The sequence below is a fragment of the Mesorhizobium waitakense genome (genome assembly GCF_056431085.1).
The window spans coordinates 1-24,564 of the sequence record NZ_JBWKME010000191.1 but is presented as its reverse complement, the minus strand read 5'-3'; the positions used below and the strand labels follow the sequence as shown (position 1 = coordinate 24,564).

At 59.8% G+C, this 24,564-nt stretch carries 24 protein-coding genes and 1 pseudogene; 18 read left to right on the top strand and 7 right to left on the bottom strand.

Annotation, left to right across the window (positions count from 1 at the left end):
* The first annotated feature begins 298 nt into the window (after nt 1-298).
* From AC07FD_RS34565 to AC07FD_RS34555, 3 genes are all read left to right on the top strand, one after another.
* Nucleotides 299-2,047 (top strand): hypothetical protein, encoded by a 1,749-nt coding sequence (locus AC07FD_RS34565; RefSeq protein ID WP_478353459.1) that lies wholly within the window; start codon nt 299-301, stop codon nt 2,045-2,047.
* Nucleotides 2,048-2,173: 126 nt separating this feature from the next.
* Entirely contained in the window at nt 2,174-2,320 is a 147-nt protein-coding gene (locus AC07FD_RS34560; RefSeq protein ID WP_478353458.1) for a hypothetical protein, read from the top strand.
* 23 nt (nt 2,321-2,343) lie between these two features.
* The gene (locus AC07FD_RS34555) at nt 2,344-2,577 is read left to right on the top strand and encodes a hypothetical protein (RefSeq protein WP_478353457.1); all 234 of its coding nucleotides are present in this window, start codon (nt 2,344-2,346) and stop codon (nt 2,575-2,577) included.
* A 607-nt stretch (nt 2,578-3,184) separates the two neighbouring features.
* Here the strand turns inward: AC07FD_RS34555 and AC07FD_RS34550 are convergent.
* Genes AC07FD_RS34550 through AC07FD_RS34540 form a run of 3 tightly spaced genes read right to left on the bottom strand, consistent with a single transcriptional unit; the run spans nt 3,185 to nt 4,284 of the window.
* Nucleotides 3,185-3,394 (bottom strand): hypothetical protein, encoded by a 210-nt coding sequence (locus AC07FD_RS34550; RefSeq protein ID WP_478353456.1) that lies wholly within the window; start codon nt 3,392-3,394, stop codon nt 3,185-3,187.
* Between the two features lie 16 nt (nt 3,395-3,410).
* Nucleotides 3,411-4,064 (bottom strand): hypothetical protein, encoded by a 654-nt coding sequence (locus AC07FD_RS34545; RefSeq protein ID WP_478353455.1) that lies wholly within the window; start codon nt 4,062-4,064, stop codon nt 3,411-3,413.
* 13 nt (nt 4,065-4,077) lie between these two features.
* Nucleotides 4,078-4,284 (bottom strand): hypothetical protein, encoded by a 207-nt coding sequence (locus tag AC07FD_RS34540; protein WP_478353454.1) that lies wholly within the window; start codon nt 4,282-4,284, stop codon nt 4,078-4,080.
* 401 nt (nt 4,285-4,685) lie between these two features.
* Between AC07FD_RS34540 and AC07FD_RS34535 the strand changes: the two genes are divergently transcribed.
* On the top strand, nt 4,686-6,338 hold the full coding sequence (locus tag AC07FD_RS34535; RefSeq protein WP_478353453.1) for a DNA cytosine methyltransferase: 1,653 nt from the start codon (nt 4,686-4,688) through the stop codon (nt 6,336-6,338).
* Between the two features lie 45 nt (nt 6,339-6,383).
* Here AC07FD_RS34535 and AC07FD_RS34530 read toward each other — a convergent pair whose 3' ends face one another.
* Nucleotides 6,384-7,823 carry a hypothetical protein gene (locus AC07FD_RS34530; protein ID WP_478353452.1) on the bottom strand — a complete coding sequence of 480 codons (1,440 nt, stop codon included), beginning with the start codon at nt 7,821-7,823 and terminating at the stop codon, nt 6,384-6,386.
* A gap of 132 nt (nt 7,824-7,955) precedes the next feature.
* Between AC07FD_RS34530 and AC07FD_RS34525 the strand changes: the two genes are divergently transcribed.
* Nucleotides 7,956-8,588: a hypothetical protein gene (locus tag AC07FD_RS34525; RefSeq protein ID WP_478353451.1), complete on the top strand. Its 633-nt coding sequence runs from the start codon at nt 7,956-7,958 to the stop codon at nt 8,586-8,588.
* 572 nt (nt 8,589-9,160) lie between these two features.
* Here AC07FD_RS34525 and AC07FD_RS34520 read toward each other — a convergent pair.
* Nucleotides 9,161-9,469, bottom strand: coding sequence for a DUF2958 domain-containing protein (locus AC07FD_RS34520; RefSeq protein ID WP_478353450.1), 309 nt, complete (start codon nt 9,467-9,469; stop codon nt 9,161-9,163).
* 4 nt (nt 9,470-9,473) lie between these two features.
* Nucleotides 9,474-11,030: a DUF6538 domain-containing protein gene (locus tag AC07FD_RS34515; RefSeq protein ID WP_478353449.1), complete on the bottom strand. Its 1,557-nt coding sequence runs from the start codon at nt 11,028-11,030 to the stop codon at nt 9,474-9,476.
* Between the two features lie 1,042 nt (nt 11,031-12,072).
* Here AC07FD_RS34515 and nifH point away from each other — a divergent pair.
* The 13 genes and pseudogenes from nifH to AC07FD_RS34450 all read left to right on the top strand — a co-directional run bounded on the left by nifH (nt 12,073) and on the right by AC07FD_RS34450 (nt 24,164).
* Nucleotides 12,073-12,966 (top strand): nitrogenase iron protein, encoded by an 894-nt coding sequence (gene nifH, locus AC07FD_RS34510; RefSeq protein WP_095090555.1) that lies wholly within the window; start codon nt 12,073-12,075, stop codon nt 12,964-12,966.
* Nucleotides 12,967-13,067: 101 nt separating this feature from the next.
* Nucleotides 13,068-14,570, top strand: a complete 1,503-nt coding sequence (nifD, locus tag AC07FD_RS34505) for a nitrogenase molybdenum-iron protein alpha chain (RefSeq protein WP_478353448.1) — start codon at nt 13,068-13,070, stop codon at nt 14,568-14,570.
* Between the two features lie 132 nt (nt 14,571-14,702).
* Nucleotides 14,703-16,244, top strand: a complete 1,542-nt coding sequence (gene nifK, locus AC07FD_RS34500; protein ID WP_478353447.1) for a nitrogenase molybdenum-iron protein subunit beta — start codon at nt 14,703-14,705, stop codon at nt 16,242-16,244.
* Nucleotides 16,245-16,307: 63 nt separating this feature from the next.
* On the top strand, nt 16,308-17,798 hold the full coding sequence (nifE, locus tag AC07FD_RS34495) for a nitrogenase iron-molybdenum cofactor biosynthesis protein NifE (RefSeq protein ID WP_478353446.1): 1,491 nt from the start codon (nt 16,308-16,310) through the stop codon (nt 17,796-17,798).
* Nucleotides 17,799-17,807: 9 nt separating this feature from the next.
* Nucleotides 17,808-19,190: a nitrogenase iron-molybdenum cofactor biosynthesis protein NifN gene (gene nifN, locus AC07FD_RS34490; RefSeq protein WP_478353445.1), complete on the top strand. Its 1,383-nt coding sequence runs from the start codon at nt 17,808-17,810 to the stop codon at nt 19,188-19,190.
* Nucleotides 19,156-19,653: a nitrogen fixation protein NifX gene (gene nifX, locus AC07FD_RS34485; RefSeq protein WP_478353444.1), complete on the top strand. Its 498-nt coding sequence runs from the start codon at nt 19,156-19,158 to the stop codon at nt 19,651-19,653. Before nifN ends, nifX begins: the two co-directional genes overlap by 35 nt.
* 16 nt (nt 19,654-19,669) lie before the next feature.
* Complete coding sequence (locus AC07FD_RS34480) at nt 19,670-20,149, top strand: NifX-associated nitrogen fixation protein (RefSeq protein ID WP_478353443.1); 480 nt, start codon at nt 19,670-19,672, stop codon at nt 20,147-20,149.
* Nucleotides 20,150-20,176: 27 nt separating this feature from the next.
* A complete protein-coding gene (locus tag AC07FD_RS34475; RefSeq protein WP_378925609.1) occupies nt 20,177-20,962 on the top strand; it encodes a response regulator transcription factor in 786 nt (261 codons plus the stop codon).
* Nucleotides 20,963-21,064: 102 nt separating this feature from the next.
* The gene (locus tag AC07FD_RS34470; protein WP_478353442.1) at nt 21,065-21,952 is read left to right on the top strand and encodes a universal stress protein; all 888 of its coding nucleotides are present in this window, start codon (nt 21,065-21,067) and stop codon (nt 21,950-21,952) included.
* 654 nt (nt 21,953-22,606) lie between these two features.
* A complete protein-coding gene (locus tag AC07FD_RS34465; protein WP_478353441.1) occupies nt 22,607-23,095 on the top strand; it encodes a phasin family protein in 489 nt (162 codons plus the stop codon).
* 272 nt (nt 23,096-23,367) lie between these two features.
* Complete coding sequence (locus AC07FD_RS34460) at nt 23,368-23,571, top strand: CCE_0567 family metalloprotein (protein WP_478353440.1); 204 nt, start codon at nt 23,368-23,370, stop codon at nt 23,569-23,571.
* A pseudogene (fdxB, locus tag AC07FD_RS34455) lies at nt 23,568-23,878 on the top strand (ferredoxin III, nif-specific). The gene AC07FD_RS34460 and the pseudogene fdxB overlap by 4 nt, the downstream one beginning before the upstream one ends.
* Nucleotides 23,850-24,164: an exopolysaccharide production repressor protein gene (locus tag AC07FD_RS34450; RefSeq protein WP_478353439.1), complete on the top strand. Its 315-nt coding sequence runs from the start codon at nt 23,850-23,852 to the stop codon at nt 24,162-24,164. Before fdxB ends, AC07FD_RS34450 begins: the two are co-directional and overlap by 29 nt.
* Nucleotides 24,165-24,437: 273 nt before the next feature.
* Here AC07FD_RS34450 and AC07FD_RS34445 read toward each other — a convergent pair.
* A partial coding sequence (locus tag AC07FD_RS34445) for a transposase (RefSeq protein WP_478353460.1) occupies nt 24,438-24,564 on the bottom strand: 127 nt, incomplete at its 5' end.

Here is a 24,564-nt window from a genome sequence, read left to right as displayed (position 1 = left end):
TAAGCAACCAAATCCTACGTCATTTCAACGGCTTGCACCACATCCGCCAACCTCCATGAATTTTCCGGGCTAGGTGAACATGAGCAGTTTGTATCTGGTTTGAAGAACGTGGCATCGTCCGGCTACTCTGCATCAAGACGTGGTGGGGGGAGTAGCCACTGAGGGTCGACGTGAAAGGGCGCACCCGTTCTCGTAGTGAATTCCACTCTGCGGCCAGCCATCACCTATAAATCCGCTAGAAAAGAAGGACGCATTATTGTAGTATTTCCTAAAATACTGCGGTGATGGAGAATGAAACGTGAACTCCACGGTGCTGGCCAGGTCAATCCTCTTCCTTAAACGAACCGTCTTCAGTTTCAGGGTTGCAAGCAGGATTTCAGCACCGAGGATCGTTCCTGCGGCGGCTACCGTCATCCTGACGCTATTCGGATCGACCGGGCCATCACGTGCAGACTTGATGAAATGGCTAGCGGGCGATTATACGCAAGGCGCTATCGACCAGCTCAACCAGGATGCTGCGCAGCGGATATCCCAGTTGCTCGATGGGTTCGACAAGACGTCAAATGGCCTTCTCGACAAGGGCGCTCACGACTCCAACTTGCTGTTGGTGCAGGGAGGCAATGAGATGCAGCTCCTCGTTGCCTCGGCGCGTGCCCAGTTCGGCAGCGAGATGGAAAATCAGGTATCCAACGCGTCGGCGCAGCTGCGGCCGTTTCTGGTCGAAATGGAGCGATTCAGACTCAGCGCAAGCGAGCTTGAGAAGCACGCGGTCGACATGGAAGACCTTGTCGCGTTGGACCTTCAGGATCTGCCTTTCACTCAGAGCTATTTCGGCGTCCGCCGCGTCATCGGCTCGGTGATCGTGCAAAACAAAACGGACAACTACAAGATCGTGATCCGCGGGCCGCATTTCGGGGTCGCGTCTGCAGGTGAAAAGATCAGCTTCGACGTAAAGCTGGATGGGGTCCCCCTTCAGGCACCGGAACTCGGAATCTCGCCAAGCGACGCCGTCTTCAATGTGCCGGCAGAACGCATGAAAGATCGTTTCAAGCCAAAAACCTTGGTGACGGTGCCAATGGATGTAACGATCACAAGGGAGACACCAAGCTGGTTTTTCGGCTTGTTCGGCGGGTCGCACGATGTGATCAAGCAGCCATTCAAAATTTCCCTGATGCCTGACTACGCGGGCGAGATGCAAGTAGTGACGACCCGCCCCGTATTCGACTGGAAGGCCGTTCAACCCGAAGCGCAGGACGCAGTGGTGACTGGGCTTCACACCTTCACTTTTCGCGTAGCAAATGGAGCCTTGCTCGCCGCGCCAGAACCAGGCCAACAGAAGGTCTCAGACGTCATTGCCTCGGAGTGCCACCCGATCATTAAAGATGCCCTTCGGTTTCCAAACGCCACGGACCCTAAGTACAAAGAACGGCTAGCCAGCGATCCGATCTTCACCAACGGCTTCGTGACAGACAAGTATATTGGTGCCAAAGATACGGATTGGCAGGACGCGGACAAGGAGATTTACGCCAAATGGGGCTTTCGATGGAGCACATGGGCCAAAGGTGCTTGCGGGTTACCCAACCATGGCAACCATTGTACCGTACCTGCCAAGGTCATGTTAGAGAATTCGGTCCCGATCAAGAAGGATGTCTCCGGCTGCTCGCAAACCTCTCTTGGGAGACCGCAGTGGGCCGAAAACCACACGGTGGTCAGCATCGAGGTGTTAGGCGGGACGCCGAGTGCTCCGTCGCCTTGGACCGTTACCTTCCAGGCGCTGAGCTTCACGCAGATGGGCACGCACCCGGATGATGTCCTACCGGTTCCCATCTATGCCTCGTATCCCGCCACGATCGACATTTCCAAGCCTAAGGGAACTGCAAGTGCCGTGAAATTTGTCCCCACCGTCGGTAAATCTAAAGAGGGTGATCTAGGGGGCGACATCACAACGGGCCTCAAGCCGCTAGGCCAGCCCACCAGCATCGGACCTGACGTATTACAGTACCGATACTCGTTCGAGTACCCAAGCACGCCGCTGGGGTTGCCATAGGTTTGCGTGTCGTCCGGACATACGTGGTCCAAGACCACGATACATGGTCCAAGAGCACGACGGGAACGGATATCCGTGGTTGGCGCCGGGACACGCTGACTTCAGGATCGGGATAAAGCCGCACCAATGACCGATTCATTCCAGGCCATAATCAACGCCATCGCTATCGCGTCGCTGACCGTCATTCTCGGCGCTACCCGATCCTTGGCAGGAGATATCCAAATCATCTGGATCGAACCCGGCCAAAAAACGTCGACATCTATTGGAACGTGAATCTGTCGGGAAAGGTCTTCGTCGTGGCTGACGCCAACGGCAGCCCCGCGTGTCTCGATTACTGGTGGATTGTCTGGCCTCTAACCCAGATCAAATCGCTCGGCCGCCATTGCGGCAGGGCTGAATTCGATTTGCCAGGCCTTTCCGACTTCGCGATCGGAGGAAAGCTGCGCGCTGGCAACGCGGCTGCGAAGGCGCGGGTACAGGGGACATCCATCGAGAGCGTCGCTCACAATTTTCCTGGCCTCAATTTTTGAGGCCTGATGCCTTTGATCAAGCCCCCATAGGGCACACTGACCTGAAGAAGACCTGCGCCGAGGCAACAGGCAGCGTTCATTATAAACACCGCAACGCGATGACCGCTCTGCCAGCTAAGGCCGAATAGCACCGGCCACGCTTGCGTCTAGCCTTATCATCACCGCAGCAACTGCAACTTTCGCGGCAAGGTCCAAGGTGACGCAGCTGTCCAGATTTACTTGTCTTCGCCGGGTCGTGGTCGCCCAGCTTGTCAACTGTCCACGTGAATGCCCATCCTCGCATGTCAATTCATCCTGCCCGTCCCTCCAATCAAGTTCGATGATCCCGGCGCTCTTCCTGCAGCGTCATTCATGCAAGCTTTTCCAGAGGCTCCCATGTTCGTGCGGGAACAGCTTCATGGCGCTAGGGCCCGTCTCAAGTCGTTGATGACTTCCTGAGGCGGAGCGGGGTAATTCCCGTCCTTCCTGACCAGCCACACCCGTGAGGCGGAAGGAACATGCTATTCCGGCAGATCGCGTTCGACCCGGCTGCGCGCCGGGAACATCTCAATGACCACGACTCCGGGGCGGCTCTGCCAGGAACCAGACGGGCTGGCACCGAGCTCAATTATGGCTCGGCAACGGCCAGCTTTGCGGCGGCAAGGCGAGGGGCAACGCCGATAGCGAGGTTCACGATCACTCCCACATCGTCGTTGTCCAGCCTGTCGACGGTCCATACGAACCGATCGTCGACCGCCAGTTCCTGTATCCAGGCGCACAGATGTCCGTGCTCACAGGCCGTTCCGTCCGGCCCGCCTTCCCGCGTAAGCTTGATCATGTCGATTCCTTTGTTTCTACGCCAAGGTTCCCAATAACGTCCACGCCCGAGCGAGGATCGCTTCATGTCGCTCGGCGGCGTGTTTCAGGTCATTGATGACTTCCTGTGGCGGAGCAGGATAATTCCCATCCTTCCTGACCCGCCACTGGTGGATTGACTGAATTGCGCGTCCCGACAGGATGGCAATGTACTCGAACGTCAGCCCCATCTTCCTGAGACGCTCGGAGACGGCATAGAACTCGTCCCGCAGCCTCGCCCGCTCTTCAGCCGGTACGCTCTTCAGAACGGCTGCGCGCCGAGCGGTCGGCGGCATCTCGATCGGCATGACCTTGATGGCGACGGCCAAGGGCGCTGCGGCGGAGCATTGTCGGAGGATCGTCCTCCGCCGGCGTCCGATCTTGTCCGTCAATCCGTTACGCCTCAGCGCCAGCGACACGGTAGCGAGTGCCACTCCCGTCGCGTGGGCGACCTGATCGACCCGCAGTCCCGCCTTGTGGACGGCCACCAGGAGCGACAAGGGCAGCGCCGGACTCTTGCTCCGGCCGGCCTTCATCACCGCATCGCGGTAGATGCTGTAATCCCGCATCTCTCTCCAAGCCCGAACCTTCGGATCGGTGCCGTCGTTCCACCTGTCCTGCGCAACCTGAACGTTTCTGATTGTCGTCGTCATCGGGTGTTCCTTCTCAGTGAACGCGAACATATTTGCGGCAGGTCGCCATGATGCTGTCGAAGCCATCGCAGACGGCTTCGCCAAGGATGCGGTCGATCTCTCCGCGCTCGACGCCGCCGCGTTCAAGAGCGGCTCCCAAGGCCGCGACCACAAGGATCAACGGAGCGTTCAAGCCGATGAGCTTCATCCGGATATTCGGGTAGATGGGGGTGTCGTTCATGCCAGGTTCTCCAATCTGGATGCCGAGGGCGCTCGGGTCTCCGAACCGCCCATCAACATCGCGCTGCTGATTTCCTGAGCCTGTAGATTCCGCGCTGCTCCGTCCGCCGCAAAATTTGTTGACCTCGGATTCTGGTTAACATCCGGCGTACAACGATCATAGCAACGCGGATCGCTTGGACGGATGCACCGTCCAAGACGCCAAGAATGGCCGGATTGGAGGCATTCCCAGGTCGTCGAGCCGTTCCAGCGGCTGCCGCTTCAACGGCCTCGATCGACGTTCGGAAGTTGACTTTAAGACCGTTGAGGGGACCGGTGCACGCAAAACGCTTGCGTACATTAATGAGCTTTCAAGACTCGGTGCGCGACGTTCCCCAGCAAGGAAAACACGGGGACTTGGAAATGACATTACGTGCAGTTGATCTCTTTTGTGGCGTCGGCGGCTTCGCCCATGGAATGCAGAAAGCGGGGATCAAGATCATCCGGTCGATGGACTACGATCCGGCGGTGATCGACGTCCATTGGAGGAACATAAAGGACGTGACGCCGAAAGCGTTGCGCCAGATCCCACCACCGATACCAGCTCCTCAGCCGGCCGCCGACGGCAGGTTTCGGCGCGGTCAAATCCACAAAAGCCGGGCGGTTTCGCATGTCGCCGATCTGACCGCAGTCATCCAGGTCGCCCCAGAGATCACGCTGGACAAGCCGGACGTCATCTTCGGCGGGCCTCCCTGCCAGGCGTTTTCGAGCGCCGGAGCAGGAGAAGGCGACAATGACGCCCGTTCGATGCTGAGCGAGGCGTTTGCGATCATCATCGCGGCCGCCAGGCCAAAGTATTTCGTCATGGAAAACGTCAAGGGCTTGCGCAAATCTGAGACCTTCAAGCGCGCCGTCGCCGTATTCCGCCAGGCCGGCTATGGCCTCAGCGAAACCATCGTCAACGCCTCCCATTTCGGAACGCCTCAGGTGCGAGAACGCCTGATCCTTGCCGGATGCCTCGGTGAAACCGACGGTTGGTTCCGCGCCTATATCAACCAGTACAAGTCGGCAGCCCGGCTGACCGTTGCCGACGTGCTCGGGGTCGATTTCGGGACGCCCTATGCAGATTTCGTTCTCGATCCCGCTTGCTCGGATGCCGTGGCGGAAGATGCGCGGGAGCCGTATGAGGGATACGAGCTGCGCGACCGAGATCTGAAGCGTCTGGCGGAGGATGATGTAGGTCCCGACACCCGCTTCTACTTCTGCACGCCTGGCGGCGCGGCATCCGCAGCCGTCCACCGGACCGACCGGCCGGCGCCGACCCTGATCAGGACGTCCATGCATCTGCTTGCGGGAACATATCGGCCGCTCGCTGGCGATCCCGTCGACCTCCGGAAGCTTTGGCAACCGAGCTTCGACCAGTACTCCCGACTGGCCGGCTATCCCGAAGGGTGGGATTGGGGGCTGCTACGCTCTGAGGTGACGGACGATACGTCCGATGACGAGCTCATCCTTGGCGGACGGCAGCGGCAGCTCATGCTCGCGAACTCGGTGCCGCCACCTCTCGCCTACGTGATCGGGAGGGCTCTTGTGGACCACCACGCCCGCAAGATTCCTGTTCAGCCGGTCGAGGCCAAAGCGATCGATGACGCTCTATGGGACATTACAGGACGGGATCTGAAGCGGTACAGGAAATGGCTCCGCGTCGGGAAAGGTCTTGCCGAAAGAGCGTTGAGACAGGAAATCTCGGACCTTCGCAACGTGAAGCGTCTCGTCGCCAACCGGATGTTGCGGACGGCTGCCGATGAACTCCAGGCCTTCGATAGCCTTCCGGCGGCCGCAGGCCCCCTGATGTCGGCGGCCAGGAAGGCGCAGCTTCGCAGGACGCTGGCCAATCTGGCCGAGTTCGAATTCTACCAGTCCTATGTACGCATCGGGCTCTTTCCCGAAGATGATGAAGCATTTCGTCGTGGCGAATTGCACGACATGATCGATCCGGCCCGAGAGCACGTTTTGGACGATTTCGAAACGACGACGACCATATCGTCGTTGTCGAAGACCGAGCCGGCCGAGTAGCCTCGACGCCCTGCTGCCACCGTTTGGCGGCAGCAGGGCCTTCGGTCACGCCGCCTGTCTTCGTTCCTCAAACCACTGCTCATCTGGTTCCGGATGGTCGCTGCGCTCTGCTGATTCCTGGGACACCAGCCACGATTCCTGTGCTTCGATTTCGGCCATGTCGTCGTCTGAATACCACTGCCCCACGTCCATGACGATGAATGGGGCCTGTGGCGCTGCTGGCGATACGACGGATTTCGGAATAGCTGGGCCTGAGGGAGCCGCTGCGGTCACAACGGCCAGCCTGTCGGCCGCCATCGATTGTGCGCTTGTCTCCTTCCGATCGGCAGTTGCACCAAGATCGTCGTCCACCGGGTTGGACTGTACGAGGATGATGGTGGGCGTGGCAGGGTCTGCCTTTTTATCTATACACCGATTGTCACAGGACTCCGAATTGGCCGCGATGGTTGCTAGAACCTCCTGCCATCGGCGGATCGCCGTCCGCCGATGGACGCCCGCCAAGGCGGCGACGGCCGTCTGTGTGACAGGCTTTCCATCTTCCTGAAGCCTGCCATAGGCATCGATCAACGCGCTCAGCGCCCGCTCTGCCTTGGTGGCTGCCGCATAGCCCGCGCCGGCCGCCTGACGCTTCGCAACCGTCGTGAGGCCCTCGGTGATGTGAAGGAGCCGGCCACGAACCTTTCGAACTGTTTCGATTTTCGAAACATCCCAGGCGCCGACTGCGTGGTCGGCAACCTTGGCGATCAGCAGGTCGCGCTGGACGTCCGTCAGGGCACCGCCTTTCCCGGTGGTGGTGCTGGCGAGCGCCTGGTGAAGCTCGTCGGCAACCAGGCCCTTTTCGCCGCGCCCGCGTGGGTCGGAATTGAAGTGCCATTCCCGAAGAACCCGGAAAGCTTCCTCGCGCAGCCCATTGAAGTACGAATTGGAGCCCTCAATCCCGGCTTCGGTCTGGAGGGCGGCAGCCTGGCGCACGAGCTTTTCGCGCGACACCCCCATGTCGAGCCAGCCGGCATAGTCGGACAGGGTCGGCCAGCAAGCGTCGTTCGGGCAAAGGGTGTGCCAATATGGCGACAACGGATTCTTGCCGCGCAAGGTGAGGGTCGGCGCGCATGGGTCAGCGCCCAGTTCCAGTAGCGCCTTGGTCAATCCCAGGCTGACGGCCTGGAACATCTTCACGATGTTCATCCGGCAGCGCTTGTCAGCCGGATCGTTCCATACGGCATGGCCTTGCGGCAGGAGGAAGTAAAAATGCGGTCGCGAATAGCGGCCGTCCGGAAGGAGATCGCCGGTCACTAGGTGCGGCAGGCAAGGAATGCGGTCGCCGACGAGTTCCCTGAGCGCGGCCAGGCACTGGCCGGGACTGTCAAAGACTCGGTCGCAATCGATCCGGATGACGCTCATGACCTTTTTGTTCGCTTCGATCCACGGATAATCCAGCGACAAGAGCTTCGACGGGGACTGAACAGCCAGGGTCGCCTTGTCCATCGACGCGCGAAGCCGGCCGCGTTTGGGAACGCAGGAAACGAAATAACGTCCGGCGATCGACCTGAGCGTTTCGGAACGGAGTCCGAAATCGGTGAAGGGGTCACGGCAGCGGCCGCCGACGTCCATCGTGAAATGATGCCGAAAGCCGTGCTTCAGCCGCTCCTTCACGGCATCGCGCTCGTAAGCATGGACGTCTGCAAAGTGGCGAGCCTGGTCTTCGCGATACTCGCGCCGGAGACGTTCGTCCTCGGTCTCGAACAGTGGCTCGATCGATGCCTTGGCAGCCCTGGTGCTGCTCTTGGCGTCTTTCTCCGACGCCTCCACTTCCTGCATGCGTCGCGCAAGCTCTTGCGCTTCGGCGTAGCGCGACATGAATGTCGCCATGCCATTCGAAGCATCGTGCCGGCGCAGCCGTCCTTCGGCGCTGTCCGTGGTGTCAACAATTGGATTTTGAAAAGAGGGCTGATGAGGTTTGGCTGGGGTGACATCCAGCCGCGCGATCACGCGCTCAATGCCTTTCGGCGTTTGACAGAGATGGCAGCACTACGCATTCTGGATGTCTCTCTCATAAAGAAACGCCCCGAGGTCTTTGCCGGACCGATGACGGGCGTTTTTTTATGCTGTGGGCCGGCCACGAGAGCGTCAACGCCATCTGGCAATGATTCCGCTAGCGAAACGATCGGGCGACCTACCTCGTCCGATCCAGGCAAAAGAGATGCAGCGCATAAGGCGCAGGCGGCAGGCGCGTCCGGCATTCGGACATAAGCCGCGACGCCGCCGAAGCAAATTCGCGACCCCGATCGCGGTTCAACAACGGCAGCTGCAGGAGTGTCTGTATAGCGCCGCGCAGCGGGACACAGGATCGACTGCCTCCGACGAGGGGGCAATATGAAAATGCCGGATTCGGCCTGTTTTCAGCGTCCGCGCAATGATATTTCGCGCCTGGAGGGGTCATAGAGCGACGGTTTCGCATCTCCGTGGGTGTTGGGTCACGGAAAAATGGCGACCGGTCGCGCATGCGTGCTTCGCGCCGGCACGATTGGAGAATGGCAAATTCAGGCCAGGCATGTTGCTGCGGCGTTCACCAAAACCGATGTTGGCGAAGGCTCGTATGGGTGTATGCGTCATAAGGGCGAGACGCCTCAGCGTTCTGAGGCAGCAGAAAGGGCGGCCACCGGCCACCCCTCTCTTTACGTGGGGACGGAAGGAATTCGGCCAGTCCTTTGCTTGGCTTTCTCGGTGTACCACGACATACGACCATCCGGCCTGAAACGACGGTCGACGTCGAGCAGGACACCCCTCGGGCTTCGAGCAGCAGTAAGCTCGGCAATGGACACTCACCCCAAGGAAGTTGCGCCGACGCCTGGGTCGTAAAGTCCATATGCGAGATCCCGGTTATGCGGCGAGAGTTCACTCAAGATCCAGCTTGCTCCGGTATCTGGAGACACGATCCGGACGACCGGGTAATGATCTCGAACGCTCCCTGCTGCGTCGGAAACCTTTCCATTTTCGAGCATTCGTGAAAGAGCCTCAATCGGTATCATCTTCGCCATCTCCTTGGGCCTCGTTGTGAGGCGTGCGGAGACCGAGAGGGGCGTGGAGAAGGGTAGGGCCTGGCTCCCGAAGGGACGCTGGCGCTCGGCCATGGTTTTACCCGAACCCAGGCACCAGGAACCGCAAAACGACACCTCGCGAGGCGTTGGGCGGCGGGGAAGTCCGTTCAGTGAGGACACTCTTCGAAAAATCGAGGGAAGGCTCCCCACCGCATTTCGTTTGCGCTGGTCGGTTCACGGCCACGGCTTGCGTGGAGCCGCTTTGCTCGGGGTGATGATGGTGATTGGAAGCCTCGCTCTCCGGTTCCCCCTCCCGACATTTGATCGCGGCGGCGGCCGGGATACAATCACGGCGGGCCGGCACGCCATGATGGCTGGGAAATGCAGACGATCGAAGCCAATTCAGGCCCTCACGCAATAATCTGTCGCGTCTGCGAGGTCGCTGGTGCCCTCGCGGGGGTCGTCGTGGGTGTCGGCCCATGAGAAAATGGCGGCTGCGCAGCCTGACCGACGACGGATCACTCCGACATGACTCGCCACTTCTCGGGGCCGCGATCGGGACCCTCGGCCAGCCATCGGGTACCCGCGCGCCCGTGTAGGCGCAAAGCCATGGTACCCACCTCCGCGCGATCCTGTGATGTGCACTGAGCCGGTCCGGTTGCGATCCAAGCGAAGCGGACAGGATTCGCACGGCCTCGTCGTCCGTGAAGCCCTGCTCGCGGAGACGTGCCTTTTTCCGAACCTTGAGTTTGACGCACAAGACAGGATTCACGGCCATTCTGCCGTTCGACACTGCCCATTCGCAGGTCGCCTTGAGGCAGGCCAGATTCACGTCCCGGACGGACCTTGCGTCCAGACCTCGCTGGAGCAGTCTGTCTTTCCAGTCAACAACCCATTCGCGCGTAAGGCCAGCGATGTCCGGAACCTCGGATTCAACCTCTACCATGATCGGTCGCCAGCGCTTGACAGTTCCTGGCTTGATCTCGCCCTCTTCCGCGAAGTCGTCGAACACCCTCAGCGTCGCGCGCTTTCCGACGTCGGCTTTGGCCGGTCCGAACTCCTTGGGAAACCTGTCGCCTTCAGGATCAGGGCGATAGTCGCCACGTGCCATCCGCTCCAGGTGCTTGCGCGCTTGAAGGATCGCCCTATCCACGGCCGCACCCAGCTTGACCCGGCTTTCGGTATCCAGAAGGAGCCCTTTCTTGGACAACCAAGCGTCAATCTTCGCAGCATTGCGGCCTATGCGAAGACGCGCGAGCAGCGCCTCCGTCGCCTCAACGTTCGTGCCCATGGGAAAGACCTTGATATCCCCCGAGCTGAGGAAATATTCATCCATCAGCAGTCCTCCCACGCGGTCGGGAATCTGGTCTGGATCCTCGCCATGCGCTTGCAGTATCGAGCCGTAAATCTGGCCGGCAATGAACTCGGTTTGCCGATGCGAGAGGGATTGCACTCCCGCGCGGAGCTGCTGCCACCGGGCCTCGACCTCGGCCGCGACACGGGCATGTTCAATCTTCGCGACCTGCGGATCACGTGTCCGAAGGGAAATCTTCTCTTCGAGCTTGCCGACCAGCGCGCGCAGCGCGTCAGGAACACGCTTCCGGAACCAATAGATATCGTGAGGTTTGACGGGACGACTCATGCGAAGGACCATATGTACCGCCTTTGTGTACCAACGTGGCGGTTGAAGAATCCTTACGCATCAAGAGTTTGATGGATTTCAATGGCTTGGGGATGGTGCTGCGAGAGAGGATTGAACTCTGACAATCCTGACCACAGACATGTAGCGTCGTCACTTATAAAGTTGGCCCGGCTCGTTCTCGTCTATAGCGTGCCCGCCGCAATCGTTGTGGTTCTATGCGCTTTCACAACAAATCTATTTCCCAATGACGGCAGCGGAGGCGGCGGAAGTCTATCCGCCATCGGTCAGATCATCGCGACTGTCGGCACCGTCTTGGTGGTAGGCGTAGCCTTCTATTTCCATTTTCGAACCCGCCGCGGGTGACCTATCGCAGTCAAGATCTGTGAAACCGGTACGGCAGCGTTTTCCTCTTGGCGCCCACTTGATTTGAGGGTTCAGACCGCTCATCGAGATCGGCGCGCCAAGGATGGCGGTTACCCGTTTTAGGCGAGGATGTGGTTTTGATGTTGGTAGCTGGCAAGTGAGCAGACGACATAGCTCCATCCAGTCCTCGCCGAAGGCATGCTCGACCTTCTGTCACCGCACCGGCACGACGTCGGGCATGCCGTTGGACATCGTAAAATTAACAGAGGGCTGACGAATTTGTACGATGAAGCGTGCATTATACAGGATGGCCCCAATCCGCTTATCGCCGCTACCGTTCCCCGCCTCCTCGCCCTGGCCACAGCGTCAGATTGCTCACCTCGCTGCTGCCTGAATTCGCGACCCCATTGTCATCAATATGCCCGACGCGCGACGATTTACGATCTCGTCTCTTTTACGCCATCTGCCACCTTCTGTCGCCTTTGTCGGGTCCACGACACAGGCGTGTTTGGCCAATCTCTTGTTTTGTCCTTAGGCTAAATAGCTGAAAAGCAATCACGAAATTCTTCTTCGACCCTATCAGGCAAGTTGGCACGAGTCTTGAAACCTTGAGTACGAGGCGGCGAGAGCTGCCGACCGGCATTCATGTCGCGGGCAGTCGCGATGGGTGAAAAGAAGGAAGGAACGCTACATGTCAGGTCTGCGTCAGATCGCATTCTACGGCAAAGGGGGGATCGGCAAATCCACCACCTCCCAGAATACACTCGCCGCACTTGTCGACCTCGGGCAGAAGATCCTCATCGTCGGCTGTGACCCCAAAGCCGACTCCACCCGCCTGATCCTGAACGCAAAGGCGCAGGATACCGTCCTACATCTCGCGGCGCAGGAAGGCTCGGTGGAAGACCTTGAACTCGAGGATGTGCTCAAGGTCGGCTACAAAGGCATCAAGTGCGTGGAGTCTGGCGGCCCCGAGCCGGGTGTCGGCTGTGCCGGCCGCGGCGTTATCACCTCGATCAACTTCCTTGAGGAGAACGGCGCCTATGACGGTATGGACTATGTATCCTACGACGTGCTCGGCGATGTCGTGTGCGGCGGCTTCGCGATGCCGATCCGCGAGAACAAGGCGCAGGAAATCTACATCGTCATGTCCGGCGAGATGATGGCGCTTTATGCTGCCAACAACATCGCCAAGGGCATCCTGAAATATGCCCATTCGGGCGGCGTGCGGCTCGGCGGCCTGATCTGCAACGAACGCCAAACCGACCGCGAGCTCGACCTTGCCGAAGCACTGGCCGCCAGGCTCAATTCCAAGCTCATCCATTTTGTGCCGCGCGACAACATCGTTCAGCACGCTGAGCTCAGGAAGATGTCAGTCATCCAGTATGCGCCGAACTCCAAGCAGGCGGGGGAATACCGCGCGCTGGCCGAGAAGATTCATGGCAATTCCGGCCAGGGCACCGTCCCGACCCCGATCACCATGGAGGAGCTCGAGGACATGCTGCTCGACTTCGGCATCATGAAGACCGACGAGCAGATGCTTGCCGAGCTTCAGGCCAAGGAAACCGTCAAGGCGGTCGCCCAATAACCGCTCCTGCCGCCGCGAGGCGCGGACCTGGAGCTGGCGCGCCTTTTCAAAGAACGGCGCCTCCTCAATGAGGCGTCACCCGAACCATTAAAAGGGATCCCATGAGCCTGGAATACGAGAATGACGGCGCTCTCCATGCGAAGCTTGTCGAGGAGGTGCTGTCGCAATATCCCGACAAGGCGGCCAAGCGCCGCAAAAAGCACCTTAGCGTTGCAAAGAGCGGAGAAGAGGCTGGCGAGGAAGGCGAGGTCGTCTCCGAATGCGACGTCAAGTCGAACATCAAGTCCATTCCGGGCGTGATGACGGTTCGCGGCTGCGCCTATGCCGGCTCTAAAGGCGTGGTGTGGGGTCCAGTCAAGGATATGGTCCATATCTCGCACGGACCGGTCGGCTGCGGGCAATACTCCTGGTCGCAGCGCCGCAACTACTATGTCGGTACGACGGGCATCGACACGTTCGGGACAATGCAGTTCACCTCCGACTTCCAGGAGAAGGACATTGTTTTCGGCGGCGACAAGAAGCTGGAACAGATCATCGACGAGATCGAGGAACTGTTTCCCCTCAACAACGGCATGACCGTGCAATCGGAATGCCCGATCGGCCTGATTGGCGACGACACCGAAGCTGTGTCCCGCAACAAGGCCAAGCAGCTCGAAAAGACGATCGTGCCGGTACGCTGCGAGGGCTTCCGCGGCGTCTCGCAATCGCTTGGCCACCACATCGCCAACGATTCGATCCGCGATTGGGTCTTCGAGAAGAAGGAAGTCGAATTCGAAGCCGGTCCTTATGACGTCAACGTCATCGGCGACTACAATATCGGTGGCGACGCCTGGGCCTCTCGCATCCTGCTTGAGGAGATAGGGCTGCGCGTGGTCGGCAACTGGTCGGGCGATGCTACGCTCGCCGAAATCGAGCGCGCGCCGAAGGCCAAGCTCAATCTCATCCATTGCTACCGGTCGATGAACTATATCTGCCGGCACATGGAGGAAAAATACGGCATCCCCTGGATGGAATACAATTTCTTCGGCCCCTCTCAGATCGAATCCTCTCTGCGCAAGATAGCCAAGCATTTTGACCCTGAAATCGAGGAGAAGACCGAGAAGGTCATCGCCAAGTATAGGCCGCTTGTCGATGCGGTCATTGCCAAGTACCGGCCGCGCCTCGAAGGCAATACCGTCATGCTCTATGTCGGCGGCCTGCGACCCCGTCACGTCATCACGGCCTACGAAGATCTCGGCATGGTGATCGTCGGCACGGGCTATGAGTTCGCCCACAATGACGACTATCAGCGCACCAGCCATTACGTGAAGAACGGCACGCTGATCTATGACGACGTGACCGGTTACGAGTTGGAGAAGTTCATCGAGGGGGTTCGCCCCAATCTGGTCGGCTCGGGCATCAAGGAAAAGTACCCGGTGCAGAAGATGGGCATACCGTTCCGGCAAATGCACTCCTGGGATTATTCAGGACCATATCACGGCTATGACGGCTTTGCCATTTTCGCCCGCGACGTGGATCTTGCCATCAACAACCCGGTCTGGGACCTATTCCAGGCCCCCTGGAAAAAGAGCCCGAGCCGTGGGCAAGCGTTGGCTGCCGAATAACCACCTGTGCTGAGCTTGGTCTCCCCAAGGGAGACGATGAACGCCTGCGCCCGCGATCCGCGGGAGACCTGAAACGCTCGACGTCCCTGAGCCGCCATATGGCGAGGCCAGATGAAAAAGAGGTAACCACCAATGCCGCAGTCGGCTGAAAAAATTCTCGACCACGCTCCTCTTTTCCGCGAGCCGGAATATAGGCAGATGCTCGCCGAGAAAAAGCTGAATTTCGAATGTCCGCACCCCGATCAGATCGTCACCGATCAACGTGAATTCACCAAGACCTGGGAATACCGCGAAAAGAATCTCGCCCGCGAAGCGCTTGTGGTGAACCCCGCCAAGGCCTGCCAGCCGCTCGGCGCGGTGTTCGCGGCCGCGGGCTTCGAGCGAACGATGTCCTTCGTCCATGGCAGCCAGGGCTGCGTGGCCTACTACCGCTCGCACCTGTCGCGCCATTTCAAGGAGCCTGCTTCGGCGGTTTCCTCCTCGATGACAGAAGATGCGGCGGTTTTCGGCGGCCTGAAGAACATGGTCGATGGGCTAGCCAACACCTACCAACTCTATGACCCGAAGATGATCGCCGTCTCCACGACGTGTATGGCCGAGGTCATTGGCGACGACCTGCACAGCTTCATCGAGAATGCCAAGGACGAAAACTCCGTCCCGCGCGATTTCGACGTGCCCTTTGCCCACACGCCGGCTTTCGTCGGCAGCCATGTCGATGGCTATGACGGCATGGTCAAGGGGATTCTGGAGCACTTCTGGAAAGGCCAGGAGCGCAGTCAAGTCAAGGGAACCATCAACATCATCCCGGGCTTCGACGGCTTCTGCGTCGGCAACAACCGTGAACTCAAGCGCCTGCTCGATCTGATGGGCGTGTCCTACACCTTCATCCAGGACGCCTCTGACCAGTTCGACACGCCGTCGGACGGCGAATACCGCATGTACGACGGCGGCACGAAGATTGAAGACGTAAAGAAGGCACTTAACGCCGAGGCGACAGTTTCACTACAGCGTTACAACACCCGAAAAACGCTTGAGTATTGCGAGGAAGTCGGGCAGGCGACGGCCCCGTTCCATTATCCGCTCGGCGTCCAGGCGACCGACGAATTGCTGATGAAGGTCTCGGCGATTTCCGGCAAGGAGATCCCCGAGACAATCCGCCTGGAGCGCGGCCGACTGATTGATGCCATGGCGGACAGCCAGTCCTGGCTGCACGGCAAGAAATACGCGATCTACGGCGATCCGGACTTCGTCTACGCCATTGCCCGCTTCGTCATGGAAACCGGCGGCGAGCCGACACATTGCCTCGCCACCAACGGCACATCGGCATGGCAAGCCGAGTTGAAGGAACTGCTTGCTTCCTCACCGTACGGCAAGGATGCTCAAGTGTGGGCAGGCAAGGACCTGTGGGCGATGCGCTCACTGCTCTTCACCGAGCCGGTGGACCTGCTGATAGGCAATTCCCACGGCAAGTATCTGGAGCGCGATACAGGCACGCCGCTGATCCGGCTGACGTTTCCGATCTTCGACCGGCACCATCACCATCGCTTTGCACTCATGGGCTACCAGGGCGGGCTACGCGTGCTGACGGCGATCCTCGACAAGATCTTCGACAAGCTCGATCGCGAGACGAGCCAGACGGGCGTGACGGACTATTCCTATGATCTCACCCGCTGAGCGCTACGACCGGCTTTTCGTCGAAGCCGGCCACCTTCCACGGGCCTTTTGGAGACCGATCAAATGTCCTCGCTCAGCGCCAAGATTCAGGATGTCTTCAACGAGCCCGCCTGCGATAAGAACCGTGGCAAGGATGCCAAGGCGCGCAAACAGGGCTGCGCAAAGCCGCTGACGCCGGGAGCGGCAGCCGGCGGCTGCGCCTTCGATGGCGCCAAGATCGTGCTGCAGCCGATCACCGACGTTGCGCACCTGGTCCATGGGCCGCTCGCATGCGAGGGCAATTCCTGGGACAACCGCGGCTCGGCTTCGTCCGGGCCAACGCTGTGGCGCACTAGCTTCACCACCGATCTCGCCGCACTCGACATCGTGATGGGGCAGGGCGAGCGTAAACTTTTCAAAGCGATCCGCCAGATCAAGCAGGCACATGCGCCGCCAGCAATCTTCGTGTACTCGACTTGCGTAACGGCGCTGATCGGCGACGACATCGAGGCCGTCTGCAAGCGCGCGGGGGAAAAATTCGGCTTGGCCGTGGTGCCGGTCAATGCGCCGGGCCTGGCCGGGTCGAAGAACCTCGGCAACAAGCTCGCCGGCGAGGCTTTGCTCGAACACGTCATCGGCACCGTGGAACCCGACGACGCCGGGCCCCACGACATCAACATCCTTGGCGAATTCAACCTATCGGGTGAGTTCTGGCTGGTGAAGCCGCTGCTCGATCGGCTTGGCATCCGGGTGCGCGCCTGCATTCCGGGGGCCGCGCGATACATCGACGTTGCGTCGGCTCACCGCGCCCGGGCGGCTATGATGGTGTGCTCGACCGCACTTATCAACCTAGCCCGCAAGATGGAGGAGCGCTGGGACATCCCGTTCTTCGAGGGCTCCTTCTACGGCATCACCGATACCTCCGAAGCACTTCGCAACATTGCTGAACTGCTGGTGAGGAAAGGCGCCGATCGACAGATCCTCGATCGCACAGAGACGCTGATTGCACAGGAGGAGGCGATTGCGTGGAAGAAGCTCGAGGCTTACCGGCCGCGGCTGCAAGGCAAGCGCGTGTTGCTCAACACAGGTGGTGTCAAGTCATGGTCAGTCGTCCACGCGCTGACGGAGATCGGCATCGAGATCGTCGGCACCTCGGTAAAAAAATCCACGCTCGAAGACAAGGAGCGCATCAAACAGATCCTCAAGGACGACAACCACATGTTCGAGCAGATGCCAGCGCGCGACCTTTACGCCATGCTCTCAGAACAAAAGGCCGATATCATGCTGTCGGGCGGGCGCACGCAATTCATTGCGCTCAAGGCCAAGACGCCCTGGCTCGATATCAACCAGGAGCGCCAGCATGCTTATGCCGGCTATGACGGCATGGTGGAACTCGTACGCCAGATCGACCTCGCCATTCATAACCCGATATGGCACCAGGTGCGCGAGCCAGCCCCGTGGGATTGCCAGGCTTATGTGAAGGACGAACTTCCGGGTACCGAGAGCGAGGCCGCGACCTTGCACGCTGCCGAAGAATTCGCCGGCCCGACGGCCGGCGATTTCGGCGAGTGTTGAGGAAAGCCGATGTCCCGCATCCTTTCCCAGACCAAATCAGCCGCGGTCAATCCGCTGAAGTCGTCACAGCCGCTCGGTGCCGCCTTGGCCTTTCTTGGGGTCGAAGGCGCGATGCCGCTGTTCCACGGCAGCCAGGGCTGCACCAGCTTCGCGCTCGTGCTCTTGGTACGGCATTTCAAGGAAGCCATCCCGCTGCAGACCACCGCGATGGACGAGGTGACGACGATCCTCGGCGGGGCGGATAATCTTGAAGAGGCGATCCTCAACATCAAGGCTCGCACGAAGCCGAAGCTGATCGGGGTCTGCACGACGGCGCTGGTCGAAACCCGTGGCGAAGATACAGCAGGAGACGTCGCCGACATCAGGCTGAAACGCGCGCAAGACCTCCCAGGCACCGAGATCGTGCTGGCCAATACGCCGGATTTCGAAGGCGCAATCGAGGAGGGCTGGGCCAAGGCAGTCAGCGCGATGATCGAACGGCTTACACGCCCTGGCGAGCAGGTGCGGCAGTCAAAGAAGATCGCGATCCTCCCCGGCTGGAACCTCACCGTGGCTGACATCGAGCATTTGCGTGACATGATTGAAAACTTCGGACTCGAGCCGGTGATCCTGCCGGACGTCTCCGGCTCGCTCGACGGCACCGTGCCTGAGCGCTGGGTCGCGACCACCTATGGCGGCACCAGCGTGGAGGGTATCCGCGAACTTGGCACGGCCCAGTACTGCATCGCCATCGGCGAGCACATGCGTCGCTCGGCGGAGGTGCTGCGGAAGGTGACGGGCGTCCCTTACGTGCTGTTTCAGTCGCTGACCGGATTGAAGAGCACCGACCGGTTCGTCTCGCTCTTGTCCGCGATCTCGGGTGAGCCTGTGCCGACAGGTGTGCGCCGCCGCCGGGCACAATTGCAGGATGCGTTGCTCGACGGACATTTCCATTTCGGAGGCAAGAAAATTGCGATCGCAGCTGAACCAGACCAACTCTACCAACTCGCAACGTTCTTCATCGGCATGGGCTGCGAAATCGCCGCAGCGGTCACCACGACCGATATGTCGAAAATTCTGGAAAAAGTACCGGCGCAGTCGGTTCAGATCGGTGATCTCGGCGATCTGGAAACTCTTGGCGCCAATGCCGATCTCCTCGTCACCCATTCGCACGGACGCCAGGCGGCAGAGCGCCTCGGCATTCCCCTCATGCGCGTCGGCTTCCCCGTCTTCGACCGGCTCGGCAGCCAGCACAAGCCCACAATCCTCTATCAGGGCACCCGCGACCTGGTTTTCGAGGTTGCCAACATTTTCCAGGCTAACCGGCAGGCGCCGACGCGTGAGGAACTCTATCCACTCGGTAAGCGAGAAACGCCAGATGGGCCCCGTCCGCCGCCTCTCACTCGTCCCTGACGAAGTCCACGGTCCCGTGCGTGAGCGACCAGCAGGCGCATTGCGCGTGGCAATCGCTACGCAAGACATGAAGGATCTCAATGCGCATTTCGGGTCCGCCAGGCGCTTTGCCATCTACGACGTGACGCGCGAGGAATGGAGTCTCGTGGAAGCCGTGGCCTTCGACGATGTTTCCGACCAGAGCGGGAAGCATCAGGCCGAGGGCGATGATCGTATCACGCCGAAGGTGCACGCCCTGAAGGGATGTCATCTCCTGTTTTGCCTGGCGATCGGCGGGCCTTCGGCAGCGAAGCTTGTTTCGGCAAAAATCCATCCGATCAAGGTGCCTCAGCCGGAAAGCATTCAGGAGGTGCTGTTGCGCACGCAGGTGATGCTCAGGACGTGTCCTCCCCCCTGGCTGCGCAAGGTGCTGGCGGAGGCAGGCGCCACCAACAAGAAGCCGTCCTTCGAGGTCGAGGACTGAGATGAGGAGAAGCGAAATGTCTGATGCCGCAGTTGGCCCTGCGATCGCCGACGACGAGGCGGCCCTTGCCACCCCATTCGTCAAATGCCTTGTGCGGCTGATCCGTGCGCAGGACTCCTACGGGTCATGGGAAGGCAAACCGGATGCCGAGCTGCTGGGAGACTTTATCCTCACCAAGGAACAGCGCCGTGCGATCCCAATCGTTGGCGATCCGGATCCGGACGTGCTGTGGAGGCTCGATAAGTTCTACGCCGCCGTCGGGCTTGCGATCGAGGAGCGCTCCGGGCTGATGGCATCTCCGGTGATGGAGATGAGTCATGAAGGCTTTGGGCGCGTCATTTTCACGGCCGGGCGGCTGGTCGTTCTGTCGAAGACCCTGCGCGACGTCCACCGGTTCGGCTTCGAGACGCTGTGGAAGCTCGCAGCGGCCGGCACGAAAATGGCCGGCGATGCGATCGCAACCATCGAGGCCCATCCGGAGGTGGCACGGGCGTGAGGAAACCGGTTGTCGAGCAGGGGGTTCATGTCAGGTCTTGAGCAGCCGCGATGGCCAGCCCACGCAGCCGACGCGGTCCAGGCCGATGCGGTTGTTGGGGTAGCGCTGATGAAGCCACTCGTCCTGATCTGTTCGCAAGATGCCGAGTTCTATCTGTTCCTCAGCCACATATTGGAGGTGGATGGCTTTACCAGTGAGCCGGCAGGCGGCGCGAAGGAAGCACTTGCAAGGGCCGACGAACGGGAATTCCAGGCCGTGGTGCTGGACTGCGGTCCAGCGAGCATAACCGGGTCCGCAATCTGCGCCCGGCTCAAGCGGGAGCCTCGGACCGGCAGCCTGCCCATTATTGCCCTGATTGCCCCCGGCGCCGAAAACCAGCACCTCGATCTCCTGAAGGCAGGCATTGACGAGAGCTTTGTGCGGCCGATCGCCCCAGCCAAGCTCCTCGACTGTCTACGCGCGAAGCTGGCGTTGACGAAGCGGGGTTCGAACGGGTTTGAAAACGGCGGCTGGCTCTCATGTGGCAAGCTTGAGATGAAGCTCGACGCCCACCGGGTTCGTGGCAATGGCCACGAGATCCATCTCGGGCCGATCGAGTTCAACCTGCTGCGGCTTTTGCTTGAGGCACCAGGCAAGGTCTTCACTCGGGACGAACTGATCGGCGCGGCCTGGCCGGCCAACATCCATGTCGGTGTACGCACCGTCGATGTCCATATGAGCCGGCTCAGAAAGGCGCTGAAGGAGGCCTCGCCTGGCATCGCCATCCGTACCGTCAGATCGGCCGGCTACTCACTCGAGGAGCTGGACGGCTGAATGGATAACGGCTGCTGCCATTCCCCCATCTCCATCGTGCCTAGGGCAAGTTTCGCGGCTTTGAAACGCGCCTAAAGGACATGTTCAGAAAGAAGCAGTCAAATGGCTTTCAGAAGCGTACTCAATGTGACGGGGTCAGACCATGGCGATCAGGACGTCAGAATAGCTGCCACCTTGTGTGCCGAAGTTGGGGCGTATCTTTCGGTTCTGGTGATGTCGCCTCCGCCGCTCGTTATGGCGTCTCCGCCACTCGGCGATGGCATCCACGAGTGGCCTGGACAACGCGCACAGGCTATCGCCAGACTGGAAAAACGGTATAGGCAGATCGAGAGATTCTCACAGGACATGGCCACACTGGAAAAAACAGCCAGGGAAATTCAGACGCTGCTAAGAGCAATGTGGCTTTGCTTTGACGTCGATACCGACTACTGCGATCAGGCCAGCGTCGGTGACGCGGTGCGACAGCGGGCGCTCTGCGCCGACCTCACGATCGTCGGACCCGCACTTCTCAACGATGATCATCTTGGACCTTCTGTCGTCAACGGCAGCTTGTTCGATACGGGAAAGCCGGTGCTTGTTGTGCCGAAGGGCGCTGAGGCGACACTGTCGCCACGGCGCGTGCTGGTCTGCTGGGATTCGCGAGCAGAGGCGTCCCGTGCGGTTAGGGAAGCGCTGGATATCTTGTCCCGGGCTGAGGAAGTTCGTGTCACACTCGTCGATCCGGAGCCAACCTGCAACGCAAACGGCGCGGAGCCCGGAGCCGACATTGCGGCCTATCTCACCCGGCACGGTGCTCGGGTGGCGGTCGACCGGCTGCCGAGCGCCGGCAAACCTGCGACCGTGGTGCTCGCGCAGCACGCGATCGACACATCTGCCGACATGATCGTCATGGGTGCTTACGGCAGCCGCCGGCTGCGCGAGCGGCTCTTTGGCGGCGTTACGAGATGGATCGTTGGGAAGCCGGCCTTGCCGCTGTTTTTGGCCCGCTGACCGGGTTCGGACTGCTCATCGGGACCGTTCCTTGTGCGCCTGATGCCGCAGGTCCGTTTGAAGAAGCCTCTGAGGCCTTTCGACCGGGAGGAGGAGTGGGACCGGCTTGGCCGGGCAACGCGAATGTGGTGCAATTCCCGAGGTCGGTGCGCACACGTTCGCCACGACTTTCTCCGAGGTGTCATCAGGGCAGTTCACCAGGGAGATCATCGGCGGCTTAGAAGTGCGTTGAAACCGCTTTGCGCCTTGGTGTCTTTACATCCAGACATTCGCTCAGAAGCCGGACGGCTGAATTGCGGGGCATTCCTTTCTCTCGTGTAGAGGTTTCTGGTCAAGGGTTCGGCGGCAACGGCATGTTCGTATCGCTTTCGCTGTAACAAAAATAACGGGTTCGTCACAAATGATTATGCAACTGAAACGATTTAAAACATAAATAACAAATGAAATTATTTGTTAGAGAATATAACACAACAATTAATTATCTCGCTTACCTTCTATGCTAAGTGTCAAATGCGTCGCGTCCGTAAGACTGGTTTTATCCCGCTCCCCGTGCGCCGATATAGTCAATAACGCGTGGACATACGAAAGATCGGCTCCGGCCAGCTCAGTCGGACGGAGCCACAGGGCAATGCAAAGAGCTTGGCCGCCAGGGCAATGGTCGAGCAGAAGGAAAACGAAATGGCCAGGACCGAAGACAAAGCTGGCGAGAAGGATCGAACTGCCTGCGTCCTGGCATTAGACCCTGCCAAAACCTCCGGTCATCTCCATGCAGTCGCCGAAGAAACGACCGAGCGGTCGACAGGAGCTCTTGTTAAATTTGCGTCGGATGCTGAAGACGCCGGGAGAATGCTCAAAACCATCTTCCAAAGCGCAAGAGCCGTCGGCAACGAACTGTCGCTGGAGACGGTCGCTCTATTGCGGGCCAACGCCGAGGCCGCCTTCTCGAATCTGCAGGCGTTGGTCGGCGCGAAGGCGCCGTCGGAGGCTATCGAGCTGCAGTCGAATTTCTTGCGCCAGAGTGCTGAGATGTGTGTGGAGCAGACCAGGGAATTCCAAGCACTCACCATCATGGCGGCCGCGGACCTCTCTAGGCCGATCAACGACGTCTTGGAGAAAGCGCTGACGGACTTCGAGGCGACCTGATGGTGGCGGCACTGAAAGGTAATCCTTTTCGACTCTGTAGCCCGCCGGCTCTAATGGCACCGCCGATGATGGAGGTGAGCCGTGGGTGCATCGGGCGCATGTTTTTTGATGAGTCCGGCTGTTGGTTGGTTAGGTGAAAACCCTTCCCCAGGTGCATGTGGGTCCGCCTTAAAGACGTCTCGGAGCGCGCCGGAGGTGGCGCGAAACTTATGCGACCGCTGCTCTCCCCGACGCGGCATCGGCGCGATGAACGATTTTCGAGGAATGGGATCATGTCAGGGCTTGATGAGTTGCAGAGAAAAGTCCGCAAACTGCAATCGCGCGCGGGAAATGCGAAGATGGAATTGCACGACCTTGCTGAAGATCTCCCGGTAAGCTGGACCGAGATCAAGGCGGTCGCCGAGAAAACGTTCGACGTGTTTGCCGAGTTGGATGCTGCCAAGAGAGATCTCGCCGCGTTGGAGAGTTCACCATGAGTAGCACTTTCGTCACCCGCGATGGCCCCTATGGGATGCCGCAATATCTGACCGCTATCGACGGCACGACCTGCATCGGCTGCGGCCGCTGTTTTAAAGTCTGCTCGCGCGGGGTCATGCATCTTTACGGCGTCGATGACGCCGGTGAAATCCTCGGCGCCTGCGACGGCGAGGACTTCGATGGCGAGCTCAATCGCATGATCATGGTGGTCGACCATGCCGGCCGATGCATTGGCTGCGGAGGCTGCGCCCGCGTCTGCCCGAAGAACTGTCAGACCATGTCGCGGCCGACCAGGTCGCGGCATGACATGACGAGACAAACGAGGAGAATGGCGTTGCCTTTTAGAACTTTTTTTCGCGTCCTGGTGCTGGTTCTCTGCAGCAGCGCTGTGACTGTCTACCTCGCCTCGCATTCTGTCCGACTGGCAATCGTCACGACGCTGGGCTGTTCGCTGCTGCTTCAGATGGTTTATTTTGCAAGCGTGCTCTTTCTGGTCTGGCGATCCAGCCGCGCTTGTGAAGCGGGTGAAAGGGCTGAGCATTTCGACAGGGGAAGGAAGTTCGAAACCAGCCGTCAGACCATGACGAGATGAGGGATGAACTTTCGAATGTGCGTCAGCTCGTTTCGATGGGCGGCACATCGCTGCTCTGTGGCGCAGTGACAAGGTCAGACGTCAATCTCAGGCCTCTTTGGGTCAACTAGCCCGCTTGATGCACGGCGATCGGCTTTCGGCGGCCTACATCGGCGATCTGGCCGCCTTCGGAGTGCATTTTGACAAGCCTCGTCGGGCGCCGGCGATGATCCGTCGTGATGGAAGGCGGGGGTTTGCGGGTTGAGGTCGGCGGGTTTGTCTGCGCCCCGTCGGCTATGTCACGAGCCGCGCAATGCGATCGAGGACGATGCGCAGAATACGCTGGTCGGGGCAGGATGTCGGCAGGTGCAGACGGATCTGGGTTTTCATCTCGACTACGCGGGCGGCGATCTTGATGAGG

Excerpts from the sequence above, each read along its gene's own strand:
- AC07FD_RS34560 (WP_478353458.1), top strand. The coding sequence starts at position 2,174 with ATGACCGATTCATTCCAGGCCATAATCAACGCCATCGCTATCGCGTCG.
- AC07FD_RS34460 (WP_478353440.1), top strand. The coding sequence starts at position 23,368 with ATGTCAGGGCTTGATGAGTTGCAGAGAAAAGTCCGCAAACTGCAATCG.
- AC07FD_RS34470 (WP_478353442.1), top strand. The coding sequence starts at position 21,065 with ATGGCTTTCAGAAGCGTACTCAATGTGACGGGGTCAGACCATGGCGAT.
- AC07FD_RS34535 (WP_478353453.1), top strand. The coding sequence starts at position 4,686 with ATGACATTACGTGCAGTTGATCTCTTTTGTGGCGTCGGCGGCTTCGCC.
- nifX (WP_478353444.1), top strand. The coding sequence starts at position 19,156 with ATGGGCCCCGTCCGCCGCCTCTCACTCGTCCCTGACGAAGTCCACGGT.
- nifD (WP_478353448.1), top strand. The coding sequence starts at position 13,068 with ATGAGCCTGGAATACGAGAATGACGGCGCTCTCCATGCGAAGCTTGTC.
- AC07FD_RS34475 (WP_378925609.1), top strand. The coding sequence starts at position 20,177 with ATGTCAGGTCTTGAGCAGCCGCGATGGCCAGCCCACGCAGCCGACGCG.
- AC07FD_RS34550 (WP_478353456.1), bottom strand. The coding sequence starts at position 3,394 with ATGATCAAGCTTACGCGGGAAGGCGGGCCGGACGGAACGGCCTGTGAG.
- AC07FD_RS34465 (WP_478353441.1), top strand. The coding sequence starts at position 22,607 with ATGGTCGAGCAGAAGGAAAACGAAATGGCCAGGACCGAAGACAAAGCT.
- AC07FD_RS34525 (WP_478353451.1), top strand. The coding sequence starts at position 7,956 with ATGATGCCGAAAGCCGTGCTTCAGCCGCTCCTTCACGGCATCGCGCTC.
- AC07FD_RS34450 (WP_478353439.1), top strand. The coding sequence starts at position 23,850 with ATGTCGCGGCCGACCAGGTCGCGGCATGACATGACGAGACAAACGAGG.
- AC07FD_RS34530 (WP_478353452.1), bottom strand. The coding sequence starts at position 7,823 with ATGGACAAGGCGACCCTGGCTGTTCAGTCCCCGTCGAAGCTCTTGTCG.
- nifE (WP_478353446.1), top strand. The coding sequence starts at position 16,308 with ATGTCCTCGCTCAGCGCCAAGATTCAGGATGTCTTCAACGAGCCCGCC.
- nifK (WP_478353447.1), top strand. The coding sequence starts at position 14,703 with ATGCCGCAGTCGGCTGAAAAAATTCTCGACCACGCTCCTCTTTTCCGC.
- AC07FD_RS34540 (WP_478353454.1), bottom strand. The coding sequence starts at position 4,284 with ATGAACGACACCCCCATCTACCCGAATATCCGGATGAAGCTCATCGGC.
- AC07FD_RS34480 (WP_478353443.1), top strand. The coding sequence starts at position 19,670 with ATGTCTGATGCCGCAGTTGGCCCTGCGATCGCCGACGACGAGGCGGCC.
- nifH (WP_095090555.1), top strand. The coding sequence starts at position 12,073 with ATGTCAGGTCTGCGTCAGATCGCATTCTACGGCAAAGGGGGGATCGGC.
- AC07FD_RS34545 (WP_478353455.1), bottom strand. The coding sequence starts at position 4,064 with ATGACGACGACAATCAGAAACGTTCAGGTTGCGCAGGACAGGTGGAAC.
- nifN (WP_478353445.1), top strand. The coding sequence starts at position 17,808 with ATGTCCCGCATCCTTTCCCAGACCAAATCAGCCGCGGTCAATCCGCTG.
- AC07FD_RS34515 (WP_478353449.1), bottom strand. The coding sequence starts at position 11,030 with ATGGTCCTTCGCATGAGTCGTCCCGTCAAACCTCACGATATCTATTGG.
- AC07FD_RS34520 (WP_478353450.1), bottom strand. The coding sequence starts at position 9,469 with ATGGCCGAGCGCCAGCGTCCCTTCGGGAGCCAGGCCCTACCCTTCTCC.